This window comes from Nocardioides sp. (assembly GCF_051876515.1).
Classification (GTDB): Bacteria; Actinomycetota; Actinomycetes; order Propionibacteriales; family Nocardioidaceae; genus Nocardioides.
The window spans coordinates 1-18837 of the sequence record NZ_JBJEHY010000010.1 but is presented as its reverse complement, the minus strand read 5'-3'; the positions used below and the strand labels follow the sequence as shown (position 1 = coordinate 18837).

The 18837-nt window shown below is 73.2% G+C and carries 14 protein-coding genes; 13 read left to right on the top strand and 1 reads right to left on the bottom strand.

Features of this window, described 5'->3' with window-relative positions:
- On the top strand, positions 1–536 hold a 536-nt coding region (locus tag ACI379_RS00525), incomplete at its 5' end, for a TetR-like C-terminal domain-containing protein (protein ID WP_439790101.1).
- Between the two features lie 10 nt (positions 537–546).
- On the opposite strand, the gene ACI379_RS00520 is transcribed toward ACI379_RS00525, so the two are convergent.
- Positions 547–2346 (bottom strand): N-acyl-D-amino-acid deacylase family protein, encoded by a 1800-nt coding sequence (locus ACI379_RS00520; protein ID WP_439790100.1) that lies wholly within the window; start codon positions 2344–2346, stop codon positions 547–549.
- A 168-nt stretch (positions 2347–2514) separates the two neighbouring features.
- Between ACI379_RS00520 and ACI379_RS00515 the strand changes: the two genes are divergently transcribed.
- The 12 genes from ACI379_RS00515 (at position 2515) to ACI379_RS00460 (ending at position 18808) form a co-directional block, all read left to right on the top strand.
- Entirely contained in the window at positions 2515–3597 is a 1083-nt protein-coding gene (locus tag ACI379_RS00515) for a FecCD family ABC transporter permease (protein WP_439790099.1), read from the top strand.
- A 20-nt stretch (positions 3598–3617) separates the two neighbouring features.
- On the top strand, positions 3618–4625 hold the full coding sequence (locus ACI379_RS00510) for an ABC transporter substrate-binding protein (RefSeq protein ID WP_439790098.1): 1008 nt from the start codon (positions 3618–3620) through the stop codon (positions 4623–4625).
- Positions 4622–5416, top strand: coding sequence for an ABC transporter ATP-binding protein (locus ACI379_RS00505; RefSeq protein ID WP_439790097.1), 795 nt, complete (start codon positions 4622–4624; stop codon positions 5414–5416). Before ACI379_RS00510 ends, ACI379_RS00505 begins: the two co-directional genes overlap by 4 nt.
- A gap of 34 nt (positions 5417–5450) precedes the next feature.
- On the top strand, positions 5451–6170 hold the full coding sequence (locus ACI379_RS00500; protein WP_439790096.1) for a class I SAM-dependent methyltransferase: 720 nt from the start codon (positions 5451–5453) through the stop codon (positions 6168–6170).
- A 92-nt stretch (positions 6171–6262) separates the two neighbouring features.
- Complete coding sequence (locus ACI379_RS00495; RefSeq protein ID WP_439790095.1) at positions 6263–7036, top strand: SDR family oxidoreductase; 774 nt, start codon at positions 6263–6265, stop codon at positions 7034–7036.
- A complete protein-coding gene (locus ACI379_RS00490) occupies positions 7033–8175 on the top strand; it encodes an isochorismate synthase (protein WP_439790094.1) in 1143 nt (380 codons plus the stop codon). The genes ACI379_RS00495 and ACI379_RS00490 overlap by 4 nt, the downstream gene beginning before the upstream one ends.
- Entirely contained in the window at positions 8172–9872 is a 1701-nt protein-coding gene (locus tag ACI379_RS00485; RefSeq protein ID WP_439790093.1) for a (2,3-dihydroxybenzoyl)adenylate synthase, read from the top strand. Before ACI379_RS00490 ends, ACI379_RS00485 begins: the two co-directional genes overlap by 4 nt.
- Entirely contained in the window at positions 9869–10771 is a 903-nt protein-coding gene (locus tag ACI379_RS00480) for an isochorismatase family protein (RefSeq protein WP_439790092.1), read from the top strand. The genes ACI379_RS00485 and ACI379_RS00480 overlap by 4 nt, the downstream gene beginning before the upstream one ends.
- A complete protein-coding gene (locus ACI379_RS00475) occupies positions 10768–14712 on the top strand; it encodes an amino acid adenylation domain-containing protein (RefSeq protein WP_439790091.1) in 3945 nt (1314 codons plus the stop codon). The genes ACI379_RS00480 and ACI379_RS00475 overlap by 4 nt, the downstream gene beginning before the upstream one ends.
- Positions 14713–14725: 13 nt before the next feature.
- Positions 14726–15367 carry a 4'-phosphopantetheinyl transferase family protein gene (locus ACI379_RS00470; RefSeq protein WP_439790090.1) on the top strand — a complete coding sequence of 214 codons (642 nt, stop codon included), beginning with the start codon at positions 14726–14728 and terminating at the stop codon, positions 15365–15367.
- 94 nt (positions 15368–15461) lie between these two features.
- Positions 15462–16460 carry an ABC transporter substrate-binding protein gene (locus ACI379_RS00465; RefSeq protein ID WP_439790089.1) on the top strand — a complete coding sequence of 333 codons (999 nt, stop codon included), beginning with the start codon at positions 15462–15464 and terminating at the stop codon, positions 16458–16460.
- Positions 16457–18808 carry a hypothetical protein gene (locus ACI379_RS00460; RefSeq protein WP_439790088.1) on the top strand — a complete coding sequence of 784 codons (2352 nt, stop codon included), beginning with the start codon at positions 16457–16459 and terminating at the stop codon, positions 18806–18808. Before ACI379_RS00465 ends, ACI379_RS00460 begins: the two co-directional genes overlap by 4 nt.
- The last annotated feature ends 29 nt before the right edge of the window (positions 18809–18837 follow it).

Here is an 18837-nt window from a genome sequence, read left to right as displayed (position 1 = left end):
AGAAGGGCTACGCCTTCACGATCCAGGCGGTCGCCGCGCGGGCCAAGGTCGGCAAGCAGACCATCTACCGCTGGTGGCCGACCAAGCCCGACCTGCTCGCGGACTGCCTGCTCGAGGGGCTGATGTGGGGCCAGGACCTCTCGCCACGCGACACCGGGGACGTCCACGCGGACATGCTGGAGTGGCTCACCCGCCTCCTGGGGGTGGGTGGGGACGGCACCGAGGCCCGGCTCCTGCGATCGTTCATCACCGCGGCCAGCAGCGACGACGAGCTGGCGGCGCGCCTGCGCTCGCTGCTCAACAGCAGCGGTCAGGTGACGCTGCGGCTGGAGAAGGCGGTCGTCGAGGGGGAGCTGCCGGCGTACTCCACGGTGCAGCAGATCGAGGACGCCCTGGTGGGTCTGATCGTGCTGGCCGCCGTCGGGTGGGCGGACGCGACCCCGGAAGGTCTGGCGCGCGCGGTCGCGCACGCGGTCGCGAGCGCCGAGCCCGTCGCCGGGGAGCCGGAAGCGTCCGAAGCCCCGGCGACGGTCTGAGTCGATCCGGTCAGGCGGTCGCCGCGCTCCGGGTGGCCGGTCGCGGTGCCATCGTCCGCCCTGCACGCAGGAACTGGCCCGTGCCGAGCGTGGTCCCGTACCCCGGAGCGAACTCCCCGTTCTCCCACACCACCTCGCCGGCCACGACGGTGGCCACGACGGCGTCGTCGTTGCGGTTGACGATGCGGTGCACGCCGCCGAGCTCGACCAGCTCCGCCTCGTGGTACTCCGTGGACGAGCCGTCCAGCCCGACGGGGTCGACGACCACCAGGTCCGCGCGGTCGCCGACGCGGATGCGGCCCGCGTCGAGGCGGTAGAAGTCGGCCAGCTCGCCGGTCAGCTTGTGGACCGCCTTCTCGACGTCCATGAACGGCTTGCCGGCGACCTTGGCGTCGTGGACCCGCTCGAGGAGGCGTACGCCGAAGTTGTAGAAGGCCATGTTGCGCAGGTGCGCACCGGCGTCGGAGAACCCGATCGTGACGCCCGGGGTGTTGACGAGCCTGTTGGCCACCTGGGGTCGGGTGTTGGCGATCACCGTGGACCAGCGGAAGTCGGTGCCGTGCTCCACGACGAGGTCGAGGAAGCAGTCGACCGGGTGCAGGCCGCGGCTGCGGGCCACGTCGCCGACGGTGCTGCCCACCAGGCTCGCGTCGGGGCACTCCGTGATCTCGGCGTCGTCGAAGTCGCGGTGCCACACGCGCGGGCTGAACCGCTTCTCGAAGTCCTCGCGGAACCAGCGGCGGTACGCCTCGGAGGCGAGCAGGTCGTTGCGGCCCATCTCCTCCTTGAGGTGCAGGGCCTCGCGCCCCGACCCGAACTCCTCGAAGACGACCAGGTCGATGCCGTCCGCCCACACCCGGAAGGTGGTCGGCAGGTGCTGCCACACGAACTTCCCGCCACCGAGCCGGTTCGCCAGCCAGGCGATGGGGCCGAAGATGCGGTTCACCCACGGCTCGGCCACGGTGTCGGCCGCGGAGAGGAGGGAGACGCGCAGGGGCTTGCGGAAGCGGCCGATCGAGGTCGTGGCGTAGAAGGCGACGTCCACCTTGGTGTTGAGGTTCGGGACTCCCTGCAGGACGCCGTCGCGCCGTCGCAGCACCCGGCTGATCCGCCGGAACTCCTTCCAGCTCGCGTGGGTGGAGGGCAGGGTGCGTGAGCGGTACCGGTCGCCGTCGAGCTTGTCCCAGGGGTTCGTCATCGTCGAGACGCCCATGAACCCGGCGTCCAGCGCCTCCTCGATGCGCCGGTCGATCTCGACCATCTCCTGGCGGCTGGCCCGGTGCGCGGGATCGGTGGCGCGGCCCAGGCCCATGACCGACGCGCGGACGTCGGAGTGGCCGATGAAGGAGGCGACGTTGGGCCCGAGTGCGAGCTCGTCCATGGCGGCGGCCCACTCGGCGGGCGTGGACCAGGACTTGTGGTCCTCGAGGGCGGCCAGCACGGCGTGGCGGGGGAGTGCCTCCACGCGGCTGAACAGGTCGGCCACGTCGAGGGCGTCGCTGTAGACCGCGGAGATGGAGCAGTTGCCGATCAGGACGGTGGTGACGCCGTGGCGCACCGACTCCGACAGTCCCGGGGCGACGATCAGCTCGGCGTCGTAGTGCGTGTGCGCGTCGACGAACCCGGGGGTCACCCAACGGCCTGCCGCCTCGATGACCCGGGTCTCGGGTCCGACGGGCAGCGGAGAGGCGCTGACGGCGGCGACGACGCCGTCCCGCACACCCACGTCGGCCCGTACGCCGGGGGCGCCCGTGCCGTCGAAGTAGGTGCCGCCTCGCACCACCAGGTCGTAGGAATCCTCGTTCGTCACTGCTACCTCCGTCGTCCGCCCCCGTCGGGAGGAATGTAGTCGGCGTCACACCCCTGCGTCTGCTGGTGGGCGGGTTCTGCGTGTGCTGGGGCGGGTGCTCGGGCAACGGCGCCCTGCTCTAGTCTGTCCGTGGTTATTGCAAATCAATCGCAAGAGTAGGGATCGGCCGTGCTCGCACCAGAGACCGTGGCGCTCGACCCCGCAGGGGACCTCCTCGGGCGCGCCGTACGGCGTCGGCGCAACGTCGCCGTGCTGGCGGCGCTGAGCGCGCTCCTCGGGGGCTCCGTGGTGCTCGGCGTGGCCGTGGGGCCGGTGTGGATCCCCGTCAACGAGGTGGGGGCAGTCGTCTGGGCCCGCCTCACGGGTGGCGTCGCGGCCGACGAGACGACCGCGACCATCGTCTGGGACGTGCGCGTCCCGCGCGTGGTCATGGCGGTCGCGGTCGGCGCGGGACTCGCCGTGTGCGGGGCGGCCCTGCAGGCCATGGTCCGCAACGTCCTCGCAGACCCGTACCTGCTCGGCATCAACTCCGGCGCCTCCAGCGGCGCGGCCGCCACGATCCTGTTCGGGCTCGGACTGGGGTTGGGCGAGCACGCGCTGCCCACGAGCGCCTTCCTCGGCGCCCTGGCCGCGTCCCTGCTGGTCTTCGCGGTCGCCCGCGCCTCGGGGCGGGTCACCTCTGTCCGGCTGCTCATGGCCGGTGTCGCCGTGGGCTACGCGCTGTCCGCCCTCACGAGTTTCCTGATCTTCGCCTCCGGCTCGGCCGAGGGAGCGCGGACGGTCATGTTCTGGCTCCTGGGCTCACTCGCCCTCTCCCAGTGGGGTCCGACCCTGACGCTCCTGGTCGTCGTCGTGGCGCTCACGGTGTTCGCGCTGACGGCCTGGGGGCGACGTCTGGACGCCCTGGCGATCGGCGACGAGACCGCACTGGTCCTCGGCGTGGAGCCGACGCGGTTCCGCACCCAGCTGCTCGTGCTGGTCTCACTGTGCGTCGGGTTCGTGGTGGCCGCCTCCGGCAGCATCGGGTTCGTCGGCCTGGTGGTGCCGCACCTGGCCCGACGCATCGTCGGGGCCACCCACCACTGGGTGGTGCCCGTGGCCGCGCTGCTCGGAGCCACGTTCCTGATCTGGGCCGATCTCCTGGCCCGCATGCTCCTGCAGCCCCGGGAGCTGCCGATCGGCATCGTCACCGCGATGGTCGGGGCGCCGTTCCTGCTCCACCTCGTACGTCGGCTGCAGCCCACCACCTGACCGCTCCGAAGGAGATCTTCGTGACCACTCGCCGTCCTGCCCCCGTGCGCGCCGCGCGCCGCGCCACCTCCCTGGGTGCCTTGGCCCTCGTCCTCGCGGCGTGCGGCACCTCGGGCGGCACCTCCTCGACCGGCAGCAGCCAGGCGGGATACTCCGTCAGCGTCGACAACTGCGGGGCTGAGGTCGCCTTCGACCGGTCACCCGAGCGGGCGGTGCTCCTCAAGCCGGGCGCTGTGCCGTTCCTGGCCGACCTCGGGATCCTCGACGAGGTCGTGACCGCCCGCGCGGGCGCCTACGAGCGGGCCTACTACGACGACGCGACCTGGGCGGCACTCGAGCGGATCCCGGTGCTGAGCGACCAGCTCGACTCCTCAGGGCACCTGCAGATCTCCAAGGAGGTGGTGCTCGCGCAGCGCCCTGACCTCGTGCTGGGCGCGTCGGACAACCTCACCAGGGACACGCTCGGGGCCGTCGGGGTCCCGCTGCTCGAGGAGCCGGCGCTCTGCCCGACGCCACCCGAGGACCCGACGTTCGAGACCGTGGAGGAGCAGCTGCGCACGTACGGCAAGGTCTTCGCGGTCCCGGACGCGGCGGAGGACGCGGTGCGCGCCAACCGTGACCAGCTCGCCGCGATTCTCGAACGGGTACCGTCGGACGAGGACCGCACCGCTGCGGTGCTGTACCCCACGGTGGACGGTGGCACCCCGTACGCGTACGGGACCAGGTCGATGGCGCACCCCCAGCTCGAAGCGGCCGGCTTCACCAACGTGTTCGCCGACGTGGACGAACGGGTCTTCGAGGTGACCGTCGAGGAGCTCGTGGACCGCGACCCGGACGTGCTGGTGCTGCTCCACTCCGACGGAGATCCCCAGACGGTGAAGAACGCCCTGACCACCCTCAACGGCGCCGGGGCACTCACGGCGGTCAAGGAGGACCAGGTCCTTGTCCAGCTGTTCAACTTCACCGAGCCGCCGAGCCCGTTGGCCATCGACGGTCTCGAGCGCATCGTGGACCGGTTCCACCCGTGATCGCCGCCGAGGGGCTCTCATTCTCGTACCCGCGGCGTGAGGTCCTACGGGGCGTCGACCTGCAGGCGCCGCACGGCCAGGTGCTGGGGCTCGTCGGGCCGAACGGGTCGGGCAAGACCACCCTGCTGCGCACGCTGTACGGCTCATTGCGCCCCGACGGAGGAGCGGTCCTCATCGACGGGGACGTCGTGGACCGTCTCCCGGCCCGCGAGGTCGCCCGCCGTGTCGCCGTGGTGGTCCAGGAGGTGGCCGGCGACCTCCCGCTGCTGGTCTCGGACATGGTGCTGCTGGGCCGTACGCCGCACCGCTCCGGGTTCGGCGGTGCGCGCCGTACCGACGAGGAGGCGGCCGCGGCCGCCCTGCGCCGGGTGGGCATGCTGGGGAAGGCGCACGAGCCGTTCGACGGCCTGTCAGGCGGGGAGCGCCAGCGCGTGCTCATCGCGCGAGCCCTGGCCCAGGAGGCCACGCACCTGCTGCTGGACGAACCGACCAACCATCTCGACGTCCGCTACCAGCACGAGGTCCTCGACCTCGCCCGGTCGATGGCGCGGGAGGACCACCGCACGGTCGTCGTCGTCCTGCACGACCTGAACCTGGCCGCCCACTACTGCGACAACGTGCTCCTGCTGGACGGTGGATCCGTGGCAGCCGGCGGCACCCCGGAGGACGTGCTGACCCCCGAGCACCTCGAGCCGGTCTACGGGGTGCGCGTACGCAGCGTCCCGGTGGACGACGGGTTCCAGCTCGTTTTCAGGCCCGCGCGGGCTGGCGCCGCCACCGCGCCTCACTGACCACCCGCACACACCGACGAAGGAGACCACCCCGATGAGCACGACAGACGCCGGTGCCGTCCAGGCCGCGATGAACGACTACTGGACGCGCCGCGCCGTCCCCTATGACGAGTACCAGCAGCGCGATGACCGCCGCGACCTCGACCTGCAGGCCTGGCGCGCTGCGTACACGGATGCTCTCGGCACCGCCCCGCTCGACGTCCTGGACGTGGGGACGGGCAGCGGGTACGTGGCCTGCACGCTCGCCGGTCTGGGGCACCGGGTCACGGGGACCGACCTGGCCGAGGGGATGCTCGAGCGCGCCCGGGCCCACGCGGCCACGATGGAGAACCCGCCGGTGTTCGCGGTGGGCGACGCCGTCCGACCGGCGTTCCCCGACGGGTCGTTCGACGCCGTGGTGAACCGGTACGTCACGTGGACCTTGCGCGAGCCGGACCGCGCTCTCGCCGAGTGGCGGCGGGTGCTCCGCCCGGGCGGGAGGCTCGCGGTGGTGGACGCCACGTGGTTCGCGCGGGGTCTCCACGAGGGCGCGAGCGACGAGTTCGTGGAGGCGTACGACGAGACCGTGCGCCAGGCGCTGCCGCTGGCCGAGCAGGCGACGATCGAACCGCTCGTGCGGAGGATCGAGGCGGCCGGTTTCCACGACGTCCGGGTCGTGGAGCTGACCCGCCTGCACGAGCTGGACGTCGAGCTGGGCGTCGCCCCGAACCACGAGGTCCTGATGCAGTACATGATCTGCGCCACCCGCGTCTGACGTCAGACTCCCGCGCAGGTGGCCCGGGCGCCTGTGCATCCGCTGTGAGACCGGCTGGACGCATTAGGTAAGCCTGCCCTTACCATGATCCCATGAATCGTTCTCCGGGGTCGATGACAACCCTCGTGACAGGTGCCGCCGGGGGCATCGGGGCGGCGACCGCCCGCGTGCTCGCGGGCGCCGGGGCCCATCTGGCGCTGCTCGACCGGGACGGTGAGGGCCTCGCGGCGGTGGCCGACCAGGCCCGGGCCGCAGGAGCGGCGACGGTCTCCGTCCACGAGGTCGACGTGACGGACGGCGACGCGGTGGCCGCGGCGGTCGCCGCCGCCGCTGGGGAGGGCGGCCTCGCCGCGCTCGTCTGCGCGGCCGGGATCCTGCGACCCGCCACCCTGGGCGAGCTGTCGCGCGAGGACTGGGACGCGCACCTCGCGGTCAACACCACCGGCGTCATGCACTGCCTGCAGGCGGCGGCCCCCCGGCTGGACGACGGGGGAGCGGTGGTCGTGGTCAGCTCCAACGCGGCACGCGTGCCCCGTACGGGGATGGTCGCCTACGCCGCCTCCAAGGCGGCCACCTCCGCCCTGACGCGCTGCGTGGGCCTCGAGCTGGCTCCCCGCGGCATCCGGTGCAACGTGGTCGAGCCGGGGTCGACCGACACCCCGATGCAGCGTGACCTGTGGGCGGACCCCGAGGTCGGACGGCGTGCCGCGCTGCTCGGTGACCCCGCGCAGCACCGGCTCGGCATCCCCCTTGGGCGGATCGCCGACCCCGAGGACGTGGCCGGCGTGGTGGCCTTCCTGCTCTCCGACGCGGCCCGCCACGTCACCCTCCAGCAGATCTTCGTGGACGGAGGTGCCTCCCTGTGAGCACCCTGCAGATGGTTCCGGTGGTCTCCTCGCGGCTCGACGTCACCGATCCCGGCCTGATCACCTTCTCCACGCCCTCGCACACCCTGGTGGGACGTCCCGCGGTGCGCTGGGACTCAGCGCGCAGCGACGACGCCGAGTGGGCCGACCGGGTCCTGGATGGTCTGGGACAGGACGGTCTGGCCGTCGGGGCGATCAGCTTCGCGCCAGAGGACCCCGCGGTCATGCACCGTCTGTCCGGGGGAGGCTTCCTGGCCACCTGCGACCTCTCGGTGCCGCAACCAGCCACGCTCGAACGTCGGCACGACATCGCCGAGGTGCCCTCGGCGCACGAGTACGGCCAGCACGTCGCGGAGCTGCTCGAGGTCATCGCCTCGGGTGCGGCCGAGAAGGTGGTGCTGGGCCGGTTCCTCGACGTACGCAGCCACCCGCCGCTCGACCCGGGCGACCTGCTCGCCCGGCTGCTGCGGACCAGGCCGGGACAGTTCGTCTACTCGGTCCCGGTGCCCTCCGCCGGTCGGGACGTCCGGGTTCTCGGCGGCAGCCCTGAGCTGCTCGTACGCCGCTCCGGTGACCGGGTCGAGGCGATGCCCCTGGCGGGCTCCATCCCGCGTTCCGCGGACCCGGCCGAGGACGAGCAGCGCCGCGAGGGGCTGGCCTCCTCGGTCAAGGACCTCCACGAGCACCGCATCGTGATCGAGGACCTGCTCACCCGGCTGGGTGCCACCTGCGACGACGTGCGGGCCGACGCCCCGGAGGTGATCGGCACCGACGCGCTGTGGCACCTCGGGACGCGCGTGCGGGCCCGGGTGCGGGCGGGCGCGGGCGGCACCAGCGTGCTGCACCTCGCGCAGCTCCTGCACCCCACGCCGGCTGTCGGCGGCGCCCCGCGCGCCGAGGCGATGCGTCTGATCGGCGAGCACGAGAGCGCCGAGCGGGGCTACCTGGCCGGCGCCGTCGGGTGGATGGACGGCCGAGGGGACGGCGAGTTCGCCCTCACCCTCCGCTCGGGAGTTCTCGACGGCGAGAACCTGCGGCTCTTCGCGGGCGCCGGGATCGTCGCCGGTTCCGACCCCGCGGCCGAGGTGCGGGAGACCGGCGCCAAGCTGCGCACGATGATGTCGGTGGTGGGACTGTGAGCACCCGAACCCTCCGGTCCCCGCTCGCGCCGGTCCGCGGTTGGCCAGCCGAGGAGCGTCTCCGCTACCGGGAGCTGGGCCTGTGGACCGACGAGACGCTCGCGGAGTTCCTCGGTGAGCGCGCGGCGCGGTTCGCTGGGCGTACGGCCGTGGTCGGACGTGACGTCCACGGCACCCCGGTGCGGTGGACGTACGCGGAGCTGGACCAGCAGGTCGACGTGGTCGTCGCCCGGTTCGCCGAGCTCGGGGTGTGCCCCGGTGACCGCGTCGTGCACGCCCTTCCCAACACGGTGGAGTACATGGCCGTGGTCCTCGGGCTCTTCCGCCTCGGGGCAGTCCCGGTCTTCGCGCTCCCCACGCACCGCGCGCTCGAGCTGGCGCACTTCTGCACCGTCGCCGACGCGGCCGCGCTCGTGGTCGGCCGAGACCTGGCCGGGGCCGACGTGACCGAGGTGCACGCCGACGTGGTCCGTCGGGTCGAAGCAGCCGGTGTGGAGGCGCCCCTGCTGGTCGACGTGGCCACCTGGGACGGCGCCAGGCCGGTGCCGGCAACCCCGCAGCGCACTGCCCGCCCCGGCAGCGAGGACGTGGCCTTCCTCCAGCTGTCGGGCGGCACCACCGGCGTCTCCAAGCTGATCCCGCGCACCCACGCCGACTACCTCTACTCCGTCCGGGCGTCGGCCGAGATCTGCGGGCTGGACGCCGACTCGCGGCTGCTCGTCACGCTGCCCGCGGCGCACAACTTCCCGATGAGCTCGCCCGGGATCCTCGGCGTGCTGCACGTCGGCGGTGCCGTGGTGATGGCTCCCGACCCGAGCCCGCGCACCGCGTTCACGCTGATCGCCCGCGAGGGCGTCACGCACGCGAGCCTGGTACCGCCCCTGCTCCAGGCGTGGATCGCCGCCGCCGAGCGACGCGCCCCCGACCTCGGCACGCTGCGGCTGGTCGGCGTGGGCGGGGCCAAGCTGGCCCCGAGCGTGGCCAGCCGGGTCGCGCCGGTCCTGGGAGCCCGCCTGCAGCAGGTCTTCGGCATGGCCGAGGGCCTGGTGAACTACACGCGCGACGAGGACTCCGACGAGCTCGTCACCACCACCCAGGGCCGCCCGACCAGCGAGCACGACGAGGTGCGCGTCGTCGACGAGGACGACCGGGACGTGGCCGCGGGCGAGGAGGGGCTGCTGCTGACGCGGGGCCCGTACACGATCCGGGGCTACTACCGCTCCGAGCAGGCCGACGCCGACTCCTTCACCGCCGACGGCTTCTACCGCACCGGCGACCTCGTACGACGCCTGCCCAGCGGGCACCTCGTCGTCACCGGTCGCGCGAAGGACCAGATCAACCGCGGTGGCGAGAAGATCGCGAGCGAGGAGGTCGAGAACCTCCTGATGACGCACCCCGCGGTGCACGACGCCGTCGTGGTCGGTGTGCCCGACGAGCTGCTGGGCGAACGTCTGGCGGCCGTGCTGGTGCCGGCGACCGGTGCCTCGTTGCCCGACCGGGTGGACGACCTGTTCCGGGCGCACCTCCAGTCCTGCGGGCTGGCCACGTACAAGCTGCCCGACCAGTACGCGCTGGTCGCCTCGTTCCCGACCACCCCCGTGGGGAAGAACAGCCGGCGGGAGCTCCGCCGGCTGCTCGCCTCCACGTTGTCCGAGTCGTCCGTCCCCGCCGTCGCAGCACCCCAGGAGAACCGATGAGCCTGCCTGCCGCCATCCACTACGAGACCCCGCTCCACGTCCCGGCCCAGGCGTCGCGCCGGTCGCTCGACTGGCAGCTGGACCCGGCCCGTGCCGCGGTGCTGGTGCACGACATGCAGCGCTACTTCCTGCGGCCCTACGCCGAGGACTGCCCGGCGCTGCGTACGGCCGTGCGAGAGACCGCTCGCATCCTCGCGGCGGCCCGTGCCGCGGGCGTGCCCGTCTTCTACACCGCGCAGACCGGGCTCAGCAGCGAGATCGTGCGAGGCCTGCAGGGCGACTTCTGGGGACCCGGGATGAGTCCGGTGCCGGAGCACACCGACATCGTCGAGGCGCTCGAGCCGGTCGAGGGGGACGTGGTCCTCGCCAAGCACCGCTACAGCGCCTTCGCGCACACCGACCTCGCCGAGCGCTTGGCCGAGCTGGGCCGCGACCAGCTCGTCGTGACGGGCGTGTACGCCCACATCGGCGTCACGGCGACGGCCACGGACGCGTTCATGCGCGAGGTGCACCCGTTCGTGGTCGCCGACGCCGTGGCTGACTTCGGTCCGGCCGAGCACCAGCGCGCCCTGGAGCAGATCGCCAGCTGCTGCGGTGTCGTCACCACGGCCGAGGTCGTGGTCGCTGGCCTCGCTCCCGTGCCCCCGTCGGTGGGCGAGGGGACCTGGGAGCTGACCGTCGAGGAGGCGCTCGGTGCCGTCCTCGACGCGGACGCCCTCGCGCGGATCAAGGCGGCGCCGCACGACGACCTGTTCGCCCACGGACTCACCTCCCTGCGGGCATTCGAGATGCTCGACCGCCTCGCCGACGCGGGTGTCGACGTCGACTTCGCCGACTTCACCCGCCAGCCGTCCTGGTCCTTCCTGCTCGACCAGGGACGGATGGCCGTCACCTCGTGAACGTTCCGCCCGGCTCCGGCAACCCGTGGCTGCCCCTGACGGCGGCCCAGCGTGGCCTCTACTTCGCGCACGCCCTCGACCCGACCAACCCGTGCTACACGACGGCCGAGGTGGTCGAGCTCGAGGGCCCGGTGGACCCGGTGCTCGTGGCGCGGGCCGTGGACCTGGCCCACGGCGAGTTCGAGCAGCTGCGTACGCGGTTCCGCCAGGGCGCCGAGGGACCCGAGCAGCAGGTCGTGGGGGACCGCGCGTCCGTGCACCGACTGGTCGACCTGTCGGGAGAGCAGGACCCTGGCGCCGCCGCGGAGCGGTGGATGCGCGACGACCTCGCGCGCCCGATGGACCTCGAAGCCGGCGACGTGGTCCGCTCGGCGCTGCTCCAGGGGACCGACCGCAGCTGGTGGTTCCACGCCGCGCACCACGTGGTCCTGGACGGGTACGGCGCGGTGCAGCTGCTGCGTCGGGTCGCCGAGCACGTCAACGCGTCCCTCTCCGGCGGACCGGCCCCCGCGCCGTCCGGCGTCGGTCTGTCCGACCTCGTTGCTGCGGACCCCTCCGTGAGCCCCGAGGACGAGGAGTTCTGGCGCGTACGCACCGCAGAGATGTCCGGAGTGGTGGGGCTGGCCGGCCGCGTCGCCCAGCCCTCCGGCACCTCCCACAAGGTGACCCTCGACGTCCCCGTCGATGACCAGACCGCGTGGGTGGGTGGTGCCCGCCGCCTGGGTGTGCCGTGGACCGACCTGGTGGTCGCCGGCGTCGGGGCGTACCTCGCCCGCTTCGCGCAGCTGCCGGCCACGCGCGTGGGGCTGCCCCTGATGAACCGGTCGCTGGCCGGTGTCGGCACGCTGCCCAGCGCGCACACCGTCTGCACCGCGATGAACGTGCTGCCCGTCAGCGTCCCGGTCGCCTCGACCCTCCGCGACACCCTGCAGCACCTGGCCACCGAGCAGGAGGAGCTGCGCACGAGCCCGCTGGTGAGGCAGGAGACCCTGGTCCGCTGGCTGGACCGGCGCGACGGCAGCCAGCTCTTCGGCGCGCAGGTGAACCTGATCCCCTTCGACCTCGAGCTGCGCCTGGGTGAGGTGCGCGGGGTGGTCCGCAACCTGACGGCAGGTCCCGTCGAGGAGATGACCGTGTGCCTGCGTGGCACGCCGGGGCGCCGACGCACGGTGCGGCTGGAGGTCGAGTCCAACCCGCAGCTGTACTCCGCCGAGGAGACCCGGCGTCACGCCGCGCGCCTGCTCGGGTGGATGGGCCGGTTCGCCGCAGCCGACGACTCGACGAACGTCGCGGACCTCGACCTCCTGGACGAGGCCGAGCGACGCCTCGTGGTGGAGGAGTTCAACGACACCAGCCACCCGGTGAGCCACCGGACGCTGGCGCAGCGTTTCGCCGCGCAGGCGACGGCCACGCCCGAGGCGACGGCCCTCGTGCTGGGCGACGAGCAGGTCACGTACGGCGCCATGCACGCGCGCGTCGAGGCCGTGGCGCGCGGCCTCGTCGCTGCCGGAGTGCGCCCCGGGGACGTGGTGGGCGTGATGCTGCCGCGCAGCACGGACCTCTTCGTCGTCCTGCACGCAGTGCAACGCGTGGGCGGCGTCCACCTGCCGCTGGGCACCGACCTCCCCGAGGGCCGGGTGCGCGACATGCTCAACGACGGTGGCGTACGGACGGTCGTCGTCGAGAGCGCCGACCACCTGCGTCTGGACGACGCTGCGTACGTCGTCCAGACGCCGTCGCAGCTCGCCGAGAGCCGGGCGGCCGATCTGCCCGGGGTCCCCGACGACCTGGACGCTGCGGCGTACCTGCTGTTCACGTCGGGATCGACGGGACGCCCCAAGGGGGTCGTGGTGGGCCAACGGGCCATCGACAACCGGTTGGCGTGGATGCAGCACGAGTTCCCCCTGGCCGAGGGGGACCGGGTGCTCCACAAGACGCCGGTCACGTTCGACGTGTCGGTCTGGGAGCTGTTCTGGCCGCTGCAGGTGGGGGCGACCGTGGTGATCGCACCTCCGGACGCGCACCGGGATCCCCGCGCCCTCGCCGACCTGGTCGTCGAGCAGCGCGTCGACCTGCTCCACTTCGTCCCCTCCATGCTGCGGGCTTTCGTCAGTGACCCGCACGCCGTGCGCCGGGTGGGGGAGGCCGCCGTCCGCGACGTCGTGTGCAGCGGTGAGGCCCTCACGGCGGCCCTCGTCGACGACTGCGCCGCAGCCTTCGGCGTGGCACCCACCAACCTGTACGGCCCGACCGAGGCGGCGGTCGACGTCACGGTGTGCCGTACGACCGCCGGGGCGCTGGGCCCGGTGCCGATCGGTGCGCCGATCTGGAACACCACCACGCTCGTCCTCGACGAGCGGGGACGTCCCCGGCCCGTAGATGCGGTGGGCGAGCTGTACCTCGGGGGCGTGCAGCTCGCCGACGGGTACATCGGCCGCCCCGACCTGACCGCCGAGCGGTTCGTGCCGGACCCGTTCAGCACCGAAGGCAGGTCGCGGCTGTACCGCACTGGCGACCTGGCCCGCTGGCGCGCCGACGGTCAGCTGGAGTACGTGGGCCGGACCGACGACCAGGTGAAGATCCGCGGGCAGCGCCTCGAGCTGGGAGAGGTCGAGTCCGTCCTGGACGCCGCCGAGCACGTCAGCGCCCTGGCCGCCGGTGTGGCCGCCGATGGCGGACCGGCGAGCCTGGTGGTCTGGTACGTGCCCACCGCCGACGACGAGACCGCCGAGAGGGCCCTGCGTGCGCTCGCGGAGGACCACCTGGCGGCCGGGGTGCGCCCCAGCCACTACGTGGCGGTCCCCGCCATACCCGTGAGTGTCTCGGGGAAGGCCGACCGTCGGCGACTGCTGGCCGAGCACCCACCCGAGCGCACGCAGGCCACGACGGCCCCGGAGAGCCTCCTGGAACAGCGCCTGTGCGCGACCTTCGCGGCCGTCCTGGGGGCCGAGTCCGTGGCCCCCACGGACGACTTCTTCGACCTGGGTGGTGACTCGTTGCGGGTGCTGCGCCTGCTGGGCGAGGTGGAGGCCGTGACCGGCGACCGGATCGAGCTGCGCGACGTCTTCGCGGCACCCTCGCCCCGCGCGCTGGTCGGACACCTGCAGGACCGGGGAGGGAACGGCGAGGAGTTCGACGAGGTGCTCACCCTGCGTACGGCCGAGGGCTCCGCGCGCTCTCCGTTGTTCCTGCTGCCGCCGGCGGGAGGGTTGGGCTGGTGCTACCTGGGACTGCTGGCCGGCCTGCCGCTCGACCAACCCGTTCACGTGGTCCAGGCGCCGGGGATCGAGACGGGGCGCCCCGAGCCGGTGGCCGACCTGGCGGCCCTCGCCGCGAGGCAGCTGCGGGCCGTACGACGGGTCGTGGGCGCGGGCGCCTTCCACGTCGCTGGCTGGTCCCTGGGCGGGATGGCCGCCCACGAGGTGGCGGCCATCGCCCGTGCGGAGGGGCAGGAGGTCGGCGCGGTGGTGCTGCTCGACGCCTACCCGGCGGACCAGTGGCGCCACCTGGGCGAGCCGAGCGAGCAGGAGGCACTCGTCGGGGTGCTGCGCCTCGGCGGCGTACCCGACGGTGCCGTGGGGAGCGTTCCGCTCGACCGCGCGTCCGTCATCGAGCGTCTGCGGACCGGGGGCAGTGCGCTGGCCCAGCTGCCCGAGGCGGTCCTGGGCGGCTGCCTCGCGTCCGTGGTGGAGGCTGCCCGGATCGTGCGCACCTCCCACCACCGCCGGCTGCGCGGGGACGTGAGCGTGGTCGTGGCCTCCGCGCCCCGCCCGGAGACGCACCTGGACGCGACCGGCTGGGAGGCGTGGACCGACGGCGAGGTGCGTCAGGTGGCCGTCCCGACGACCCACGGCGAGCTGGTGCGCCAGCCGTACGCACGACGCGTCGCTGAGGTCCTCGCCGAGGCGATGGACCGCGCGGCCCTGGCCACGGTGCCGTGAGAGGGCCGGGGCGGTGACGTCGCCGACGACCGCGGTGGTGCTGTTCCGCACCGTGGAGGCGGTTGAGGGCGCCGACCCGGGCCGGCTCTCGTCCGCCGAGCTGGCCCGCTGGCAACGGCTCCGGGACGCGGGCGACCGCCGGGCCTTCCTGGCCGCCCACTGGCTGGTGCGCGAGTGCGCGGCGGACGCGCTGCGGTGCGCCGCCGGGGACCTCGACATCGAGCTCGGCTGCCCCGGGTGCGGGAGCGCCGGCCACGGACCGCCCAGGGTCGTGGGTGCGCCTGGGCTCGGGCTCAGCCTCAGCCACACCCGGACGCACGTCGCCGCGGTGGCGGCCCCGGGAGCCTGCGGGGTGGACGTGGAGACCTCCGGCTCCGCCGTTCCCGTACGGGCGCTGGCCGCCGCGGAGCAGGCCTGGGTCGAGGCCGGTGCTGGCGCGCACGACGCCACCCGGCTGTGGGTGCGCAAGGAGGCGCTGGTCAAGGCTGGTGTGGCCACCCTGGAGGCCCCGGCCCGTCTCGTGGTCGTGGACGGTGACGGCCCCCTGAACAGGTACGAGGCTCCGCTGGGAGTGCTGGAGCTGGGGGAGTGGGGCGACGACGTCGCCGTCGGCGCATGGGCGGTTGCTGGGGAGCCTGTCGCCAGAGCGGGGTGAGCAGCGCCACATGCCGCAGGGCCGGACGCGGTGTGCCGTCTTCATCGGATGACAGTTAGGCTTGCCTCACCTAACGTCTTGTTTGGAGTCTCCGATGTCTGTGCGCCGCCGTACCCGCCTCCTCCCGGCCCTCGCCGCCGTGGGCCTCCTGCTCACCGCGGCCGGATGCGGCAGCGGGGGTGGCGACGCACAGGCCAGCGGCGAGACCCGCACGGTCACGGACGCCGAGGGCACCGAGATGAAGGTCCCGGCCGCCCCGGAGCGCGTCGTCGCCCTGTCCGAACCCACCCTGGACGGTGTCCTCGCCCTGGGCGTCGAGCCGGTCGGCACCGTCACCGGACGTGGCCAGTCCACCGTGCCCGCCTACCTGGCCGACGCCGCCGCCGACATCCCGGTGCTGGGCGGCGTGGCCCAGCCGAACTACGAGGCGATCGGCAAGGCCGATCCCGACCTGATCCTCGTCGACGGCACCTCCATCAACAACAACCCCGAGGCCATCTCGATCCTGCGCAAGGTCGCTCCGACGTACGTGACCGGCTTCGCGGGCGGCGACTGGCGCGACAACTTCACCCACGTCGGGCAGGCCCTCGGCATGGACGACGAGGTTGAGGACGTCGTGGCTGCGTACGACCAGGAGGTCGGCGAGGCGAAGGAGCAGCTCGGCGGGTACGCCGACTCGACCTTCTCGATCGTCCGCTGGCAGGGCGGTTCGGCCGCCCTCATCCTCAAGGAGCTGCCGGGCGGCCAGGCGCTGGAGGACCTCGGTCTGACCAGGCCCGAGGGTCAGGACCGCCGCGGGCGCGGGCACAGTGAGCCCGTCTCGCTGGAGAACCTCTCCGAGATCGACGCGGACTACCTGTTCTTCGGCACCCTGGGTGGATCCTCGGTGGGCAACGCGCAGGCCGGCGGCACGGCGGACGCGGACGGTGCCCGCACGGCGCTGACCGAGGCGGAGAAGGTGCCCGGCTTCCGCAACCTCGAGGCGTACCGCGAGGGCCACGTCATCCTCGTCGACGGGTCCCTGTGGACGTCCACCGGTGGGCCACTGCTCATGCGCGGCCTGGTCGCCTCGGTCGTGGACAGCCTCGCATGAGCGCGCGCAGCACGACCTCCCGCTCCTGGGCACGCGTGCGCGCCGCCGTGTGCGGTGCCGCGGCCCTGACCCTGGGCGTGCTCGGCGGCACCGGGGTGGCGCTGGTTCCCGCGGCGCACGCGGACAACCCGACCACGACGATCACGCAGACCGACGACACGGGTCGCACGGTCACGCTGACCTTCCCGACCGGCGTCGAGGCCGGTTCCGAGATCGTGCTGCAGGGCACCGGGTGGCAGGTCACCAACGGCTCCAGCGGGTCGGTGGTCAACGTCTTCCTCGACGCCTCCTTCTCCGGCGACCCCGCCACCGTGTACACCAAGCGTGACGTCATCGACCCCCTCACCGGGAAGGTGACCGGTGACAAGCGGAGCCAGGCCCTCGTCGAGGCCGACGCGAGCGGCCGCTGGACCGCCCGGATCCCGTACCCGACCGCCGCGAACGCCCGTCTCTCCGACGGTTCCTGGCAGGAGTGGGTCAACGGGTCCGAGCACAAGGTGCGCGTGCTGACCGGCTCCCTCAAGCCGGGCGACGTCACCCGCAGCCTCAACGGTGCCTTCACCGTGAGCGGCGGCGCCGAGGTGGGCGAGCAGGACCCGCCCGCGTGGACACACACCACGCTGAGGGCCGGTACGACCACCGCGTGGGTCGAGCGCGACCTCGCCGCGGGCGACGGAGCGCGACTGCGGATCAAGGGGACCGGCTGGACCACCACGGGCGGTGTCGGCTCCACCGTCGCCGTCAAGCTCGGCAACAGCTCCTCGGGCGGCCAGTACCGGCGCACCGGGAGCGACGTCATCGCCCACCCCTCGGCGTCCGGCGACGACACCATCTGGGCGCTCCTGACGCCGCAGCCGGGCACGCACCCGCACCAGTACGAGATCTCGCCGCGCGGGACCTTCGACATCTCCCTGGACCTGCCCACGCTCACCGCCGGTCAGTACCTCACCGTGAGCCTGCAGTCCGGACGCTTCGCGAGCGGGGACGTGCAGCGGTCCCTGACGACCAAGCCACTCACCGTCGGCGGCGTCCCGTGGACGGGCGAGGACGATGACGACTCCGACGTCGTCTGCACACCGACCAGCGACCGTCCGACCGTGGCCATCGAGACCCCGGTCGTGGAGAAGGGCGGGGAGCTCGTCATCACCGGTGCCGGCTGGTGCCACCCCGAGGGTGGCGGCTCGAGGATCGCGGTCAAGCTGGACGAGGGCGCCTACTCGCGCCTCGACGGCTCGGTCCACGACAACCGCTCCATCTGGGCCGTCTTCCAGGCCGAAGCCGCCGACGGCACGTTCCGTACCGCGATCACCCTGCCCGACGGCACCACCAGGACGTCCACGCCCGCGTTCCCCACCGGCGCCCACACGCTGCGTCTGCTGTCCGGGTCCCTGCGCAGCGGGGACACGGTCCGGTCGGTGGCCAGCGGCACCTTCAGCATCGGGCGCTACAAGCCCCAGGGGACGCCCGACCCGCTCGACGCGGACCGGGTCCTGCGGCCCGCCACGCGGCACGATCTCAGCGTGCAGCGCCAGGGCGACCGCCTGGACCTCGTCGTGCCCCGGGCCAACGACCACGAGTGGGTCTTCGTCTCCGTCTACACCGAGGACGGTTCGCCGCGGTACCCGTGGTCGCGCTGGTTCAAGGTCGACGGGCGCGGTCACCTGCGCCTGACCGGCGCCGACGAGCTGCCGGCCGGCCGGCTCAAGGTCGTGGTGCAGAGCGGCGACCAGACCCGCACGGGTCGGCTCCTGGGCTGGGACGACCTGCGGGTCGCCAGCACGGACGACGACAGCCAGACCACGACGACCCCGGTGGTCGTCGACCCGGTCTCCGAGGTACCGGCCGACGTGCCGGTCACGCCGGCCGCCCCTGCGGCCTCGGCCGAGGAGCTGCGGGCCCTGCCGGACGGCGGGATCACCGCGCAGCAGAAGGGCCGTACGGTCACCCTGAGCATCCCGGGCGCCGTCGCCGGCGACCTCGTCCACCTGTACGTGCACCCGACCGCCGAGGGGGCAGAGGCCCTCGCCGGCGGATGGCTGGTCGTCGACGAGGGTGGCACGGTCACCGTGCGCCTGCGTGGCGGCGACGGGTCCCCGGTCCTGCTCTCCCTGCAGGACGCGGGAGGCGACCTGCTCGGCTGGGTCGAGGTCACTCCCTCCTCCGGCCCCGCCCTGGTGGAGCAGACGCTCTCCTCGGCCGTCTCCGCCGCTCCTGTGGTCACCGACGTCCGGGAGACCGTGGCCGGACGGTCCTGGATCACCCCGCTCGACGGGGCCCTGCTGGGGACCGGGCTCGTGCTCGTCCTCCTGGCGGGTCTGTGGGCGCGACGGAACGGAGTCACCGCATGAGGAACCTGACGAAGGTCCTCGGGCACCTG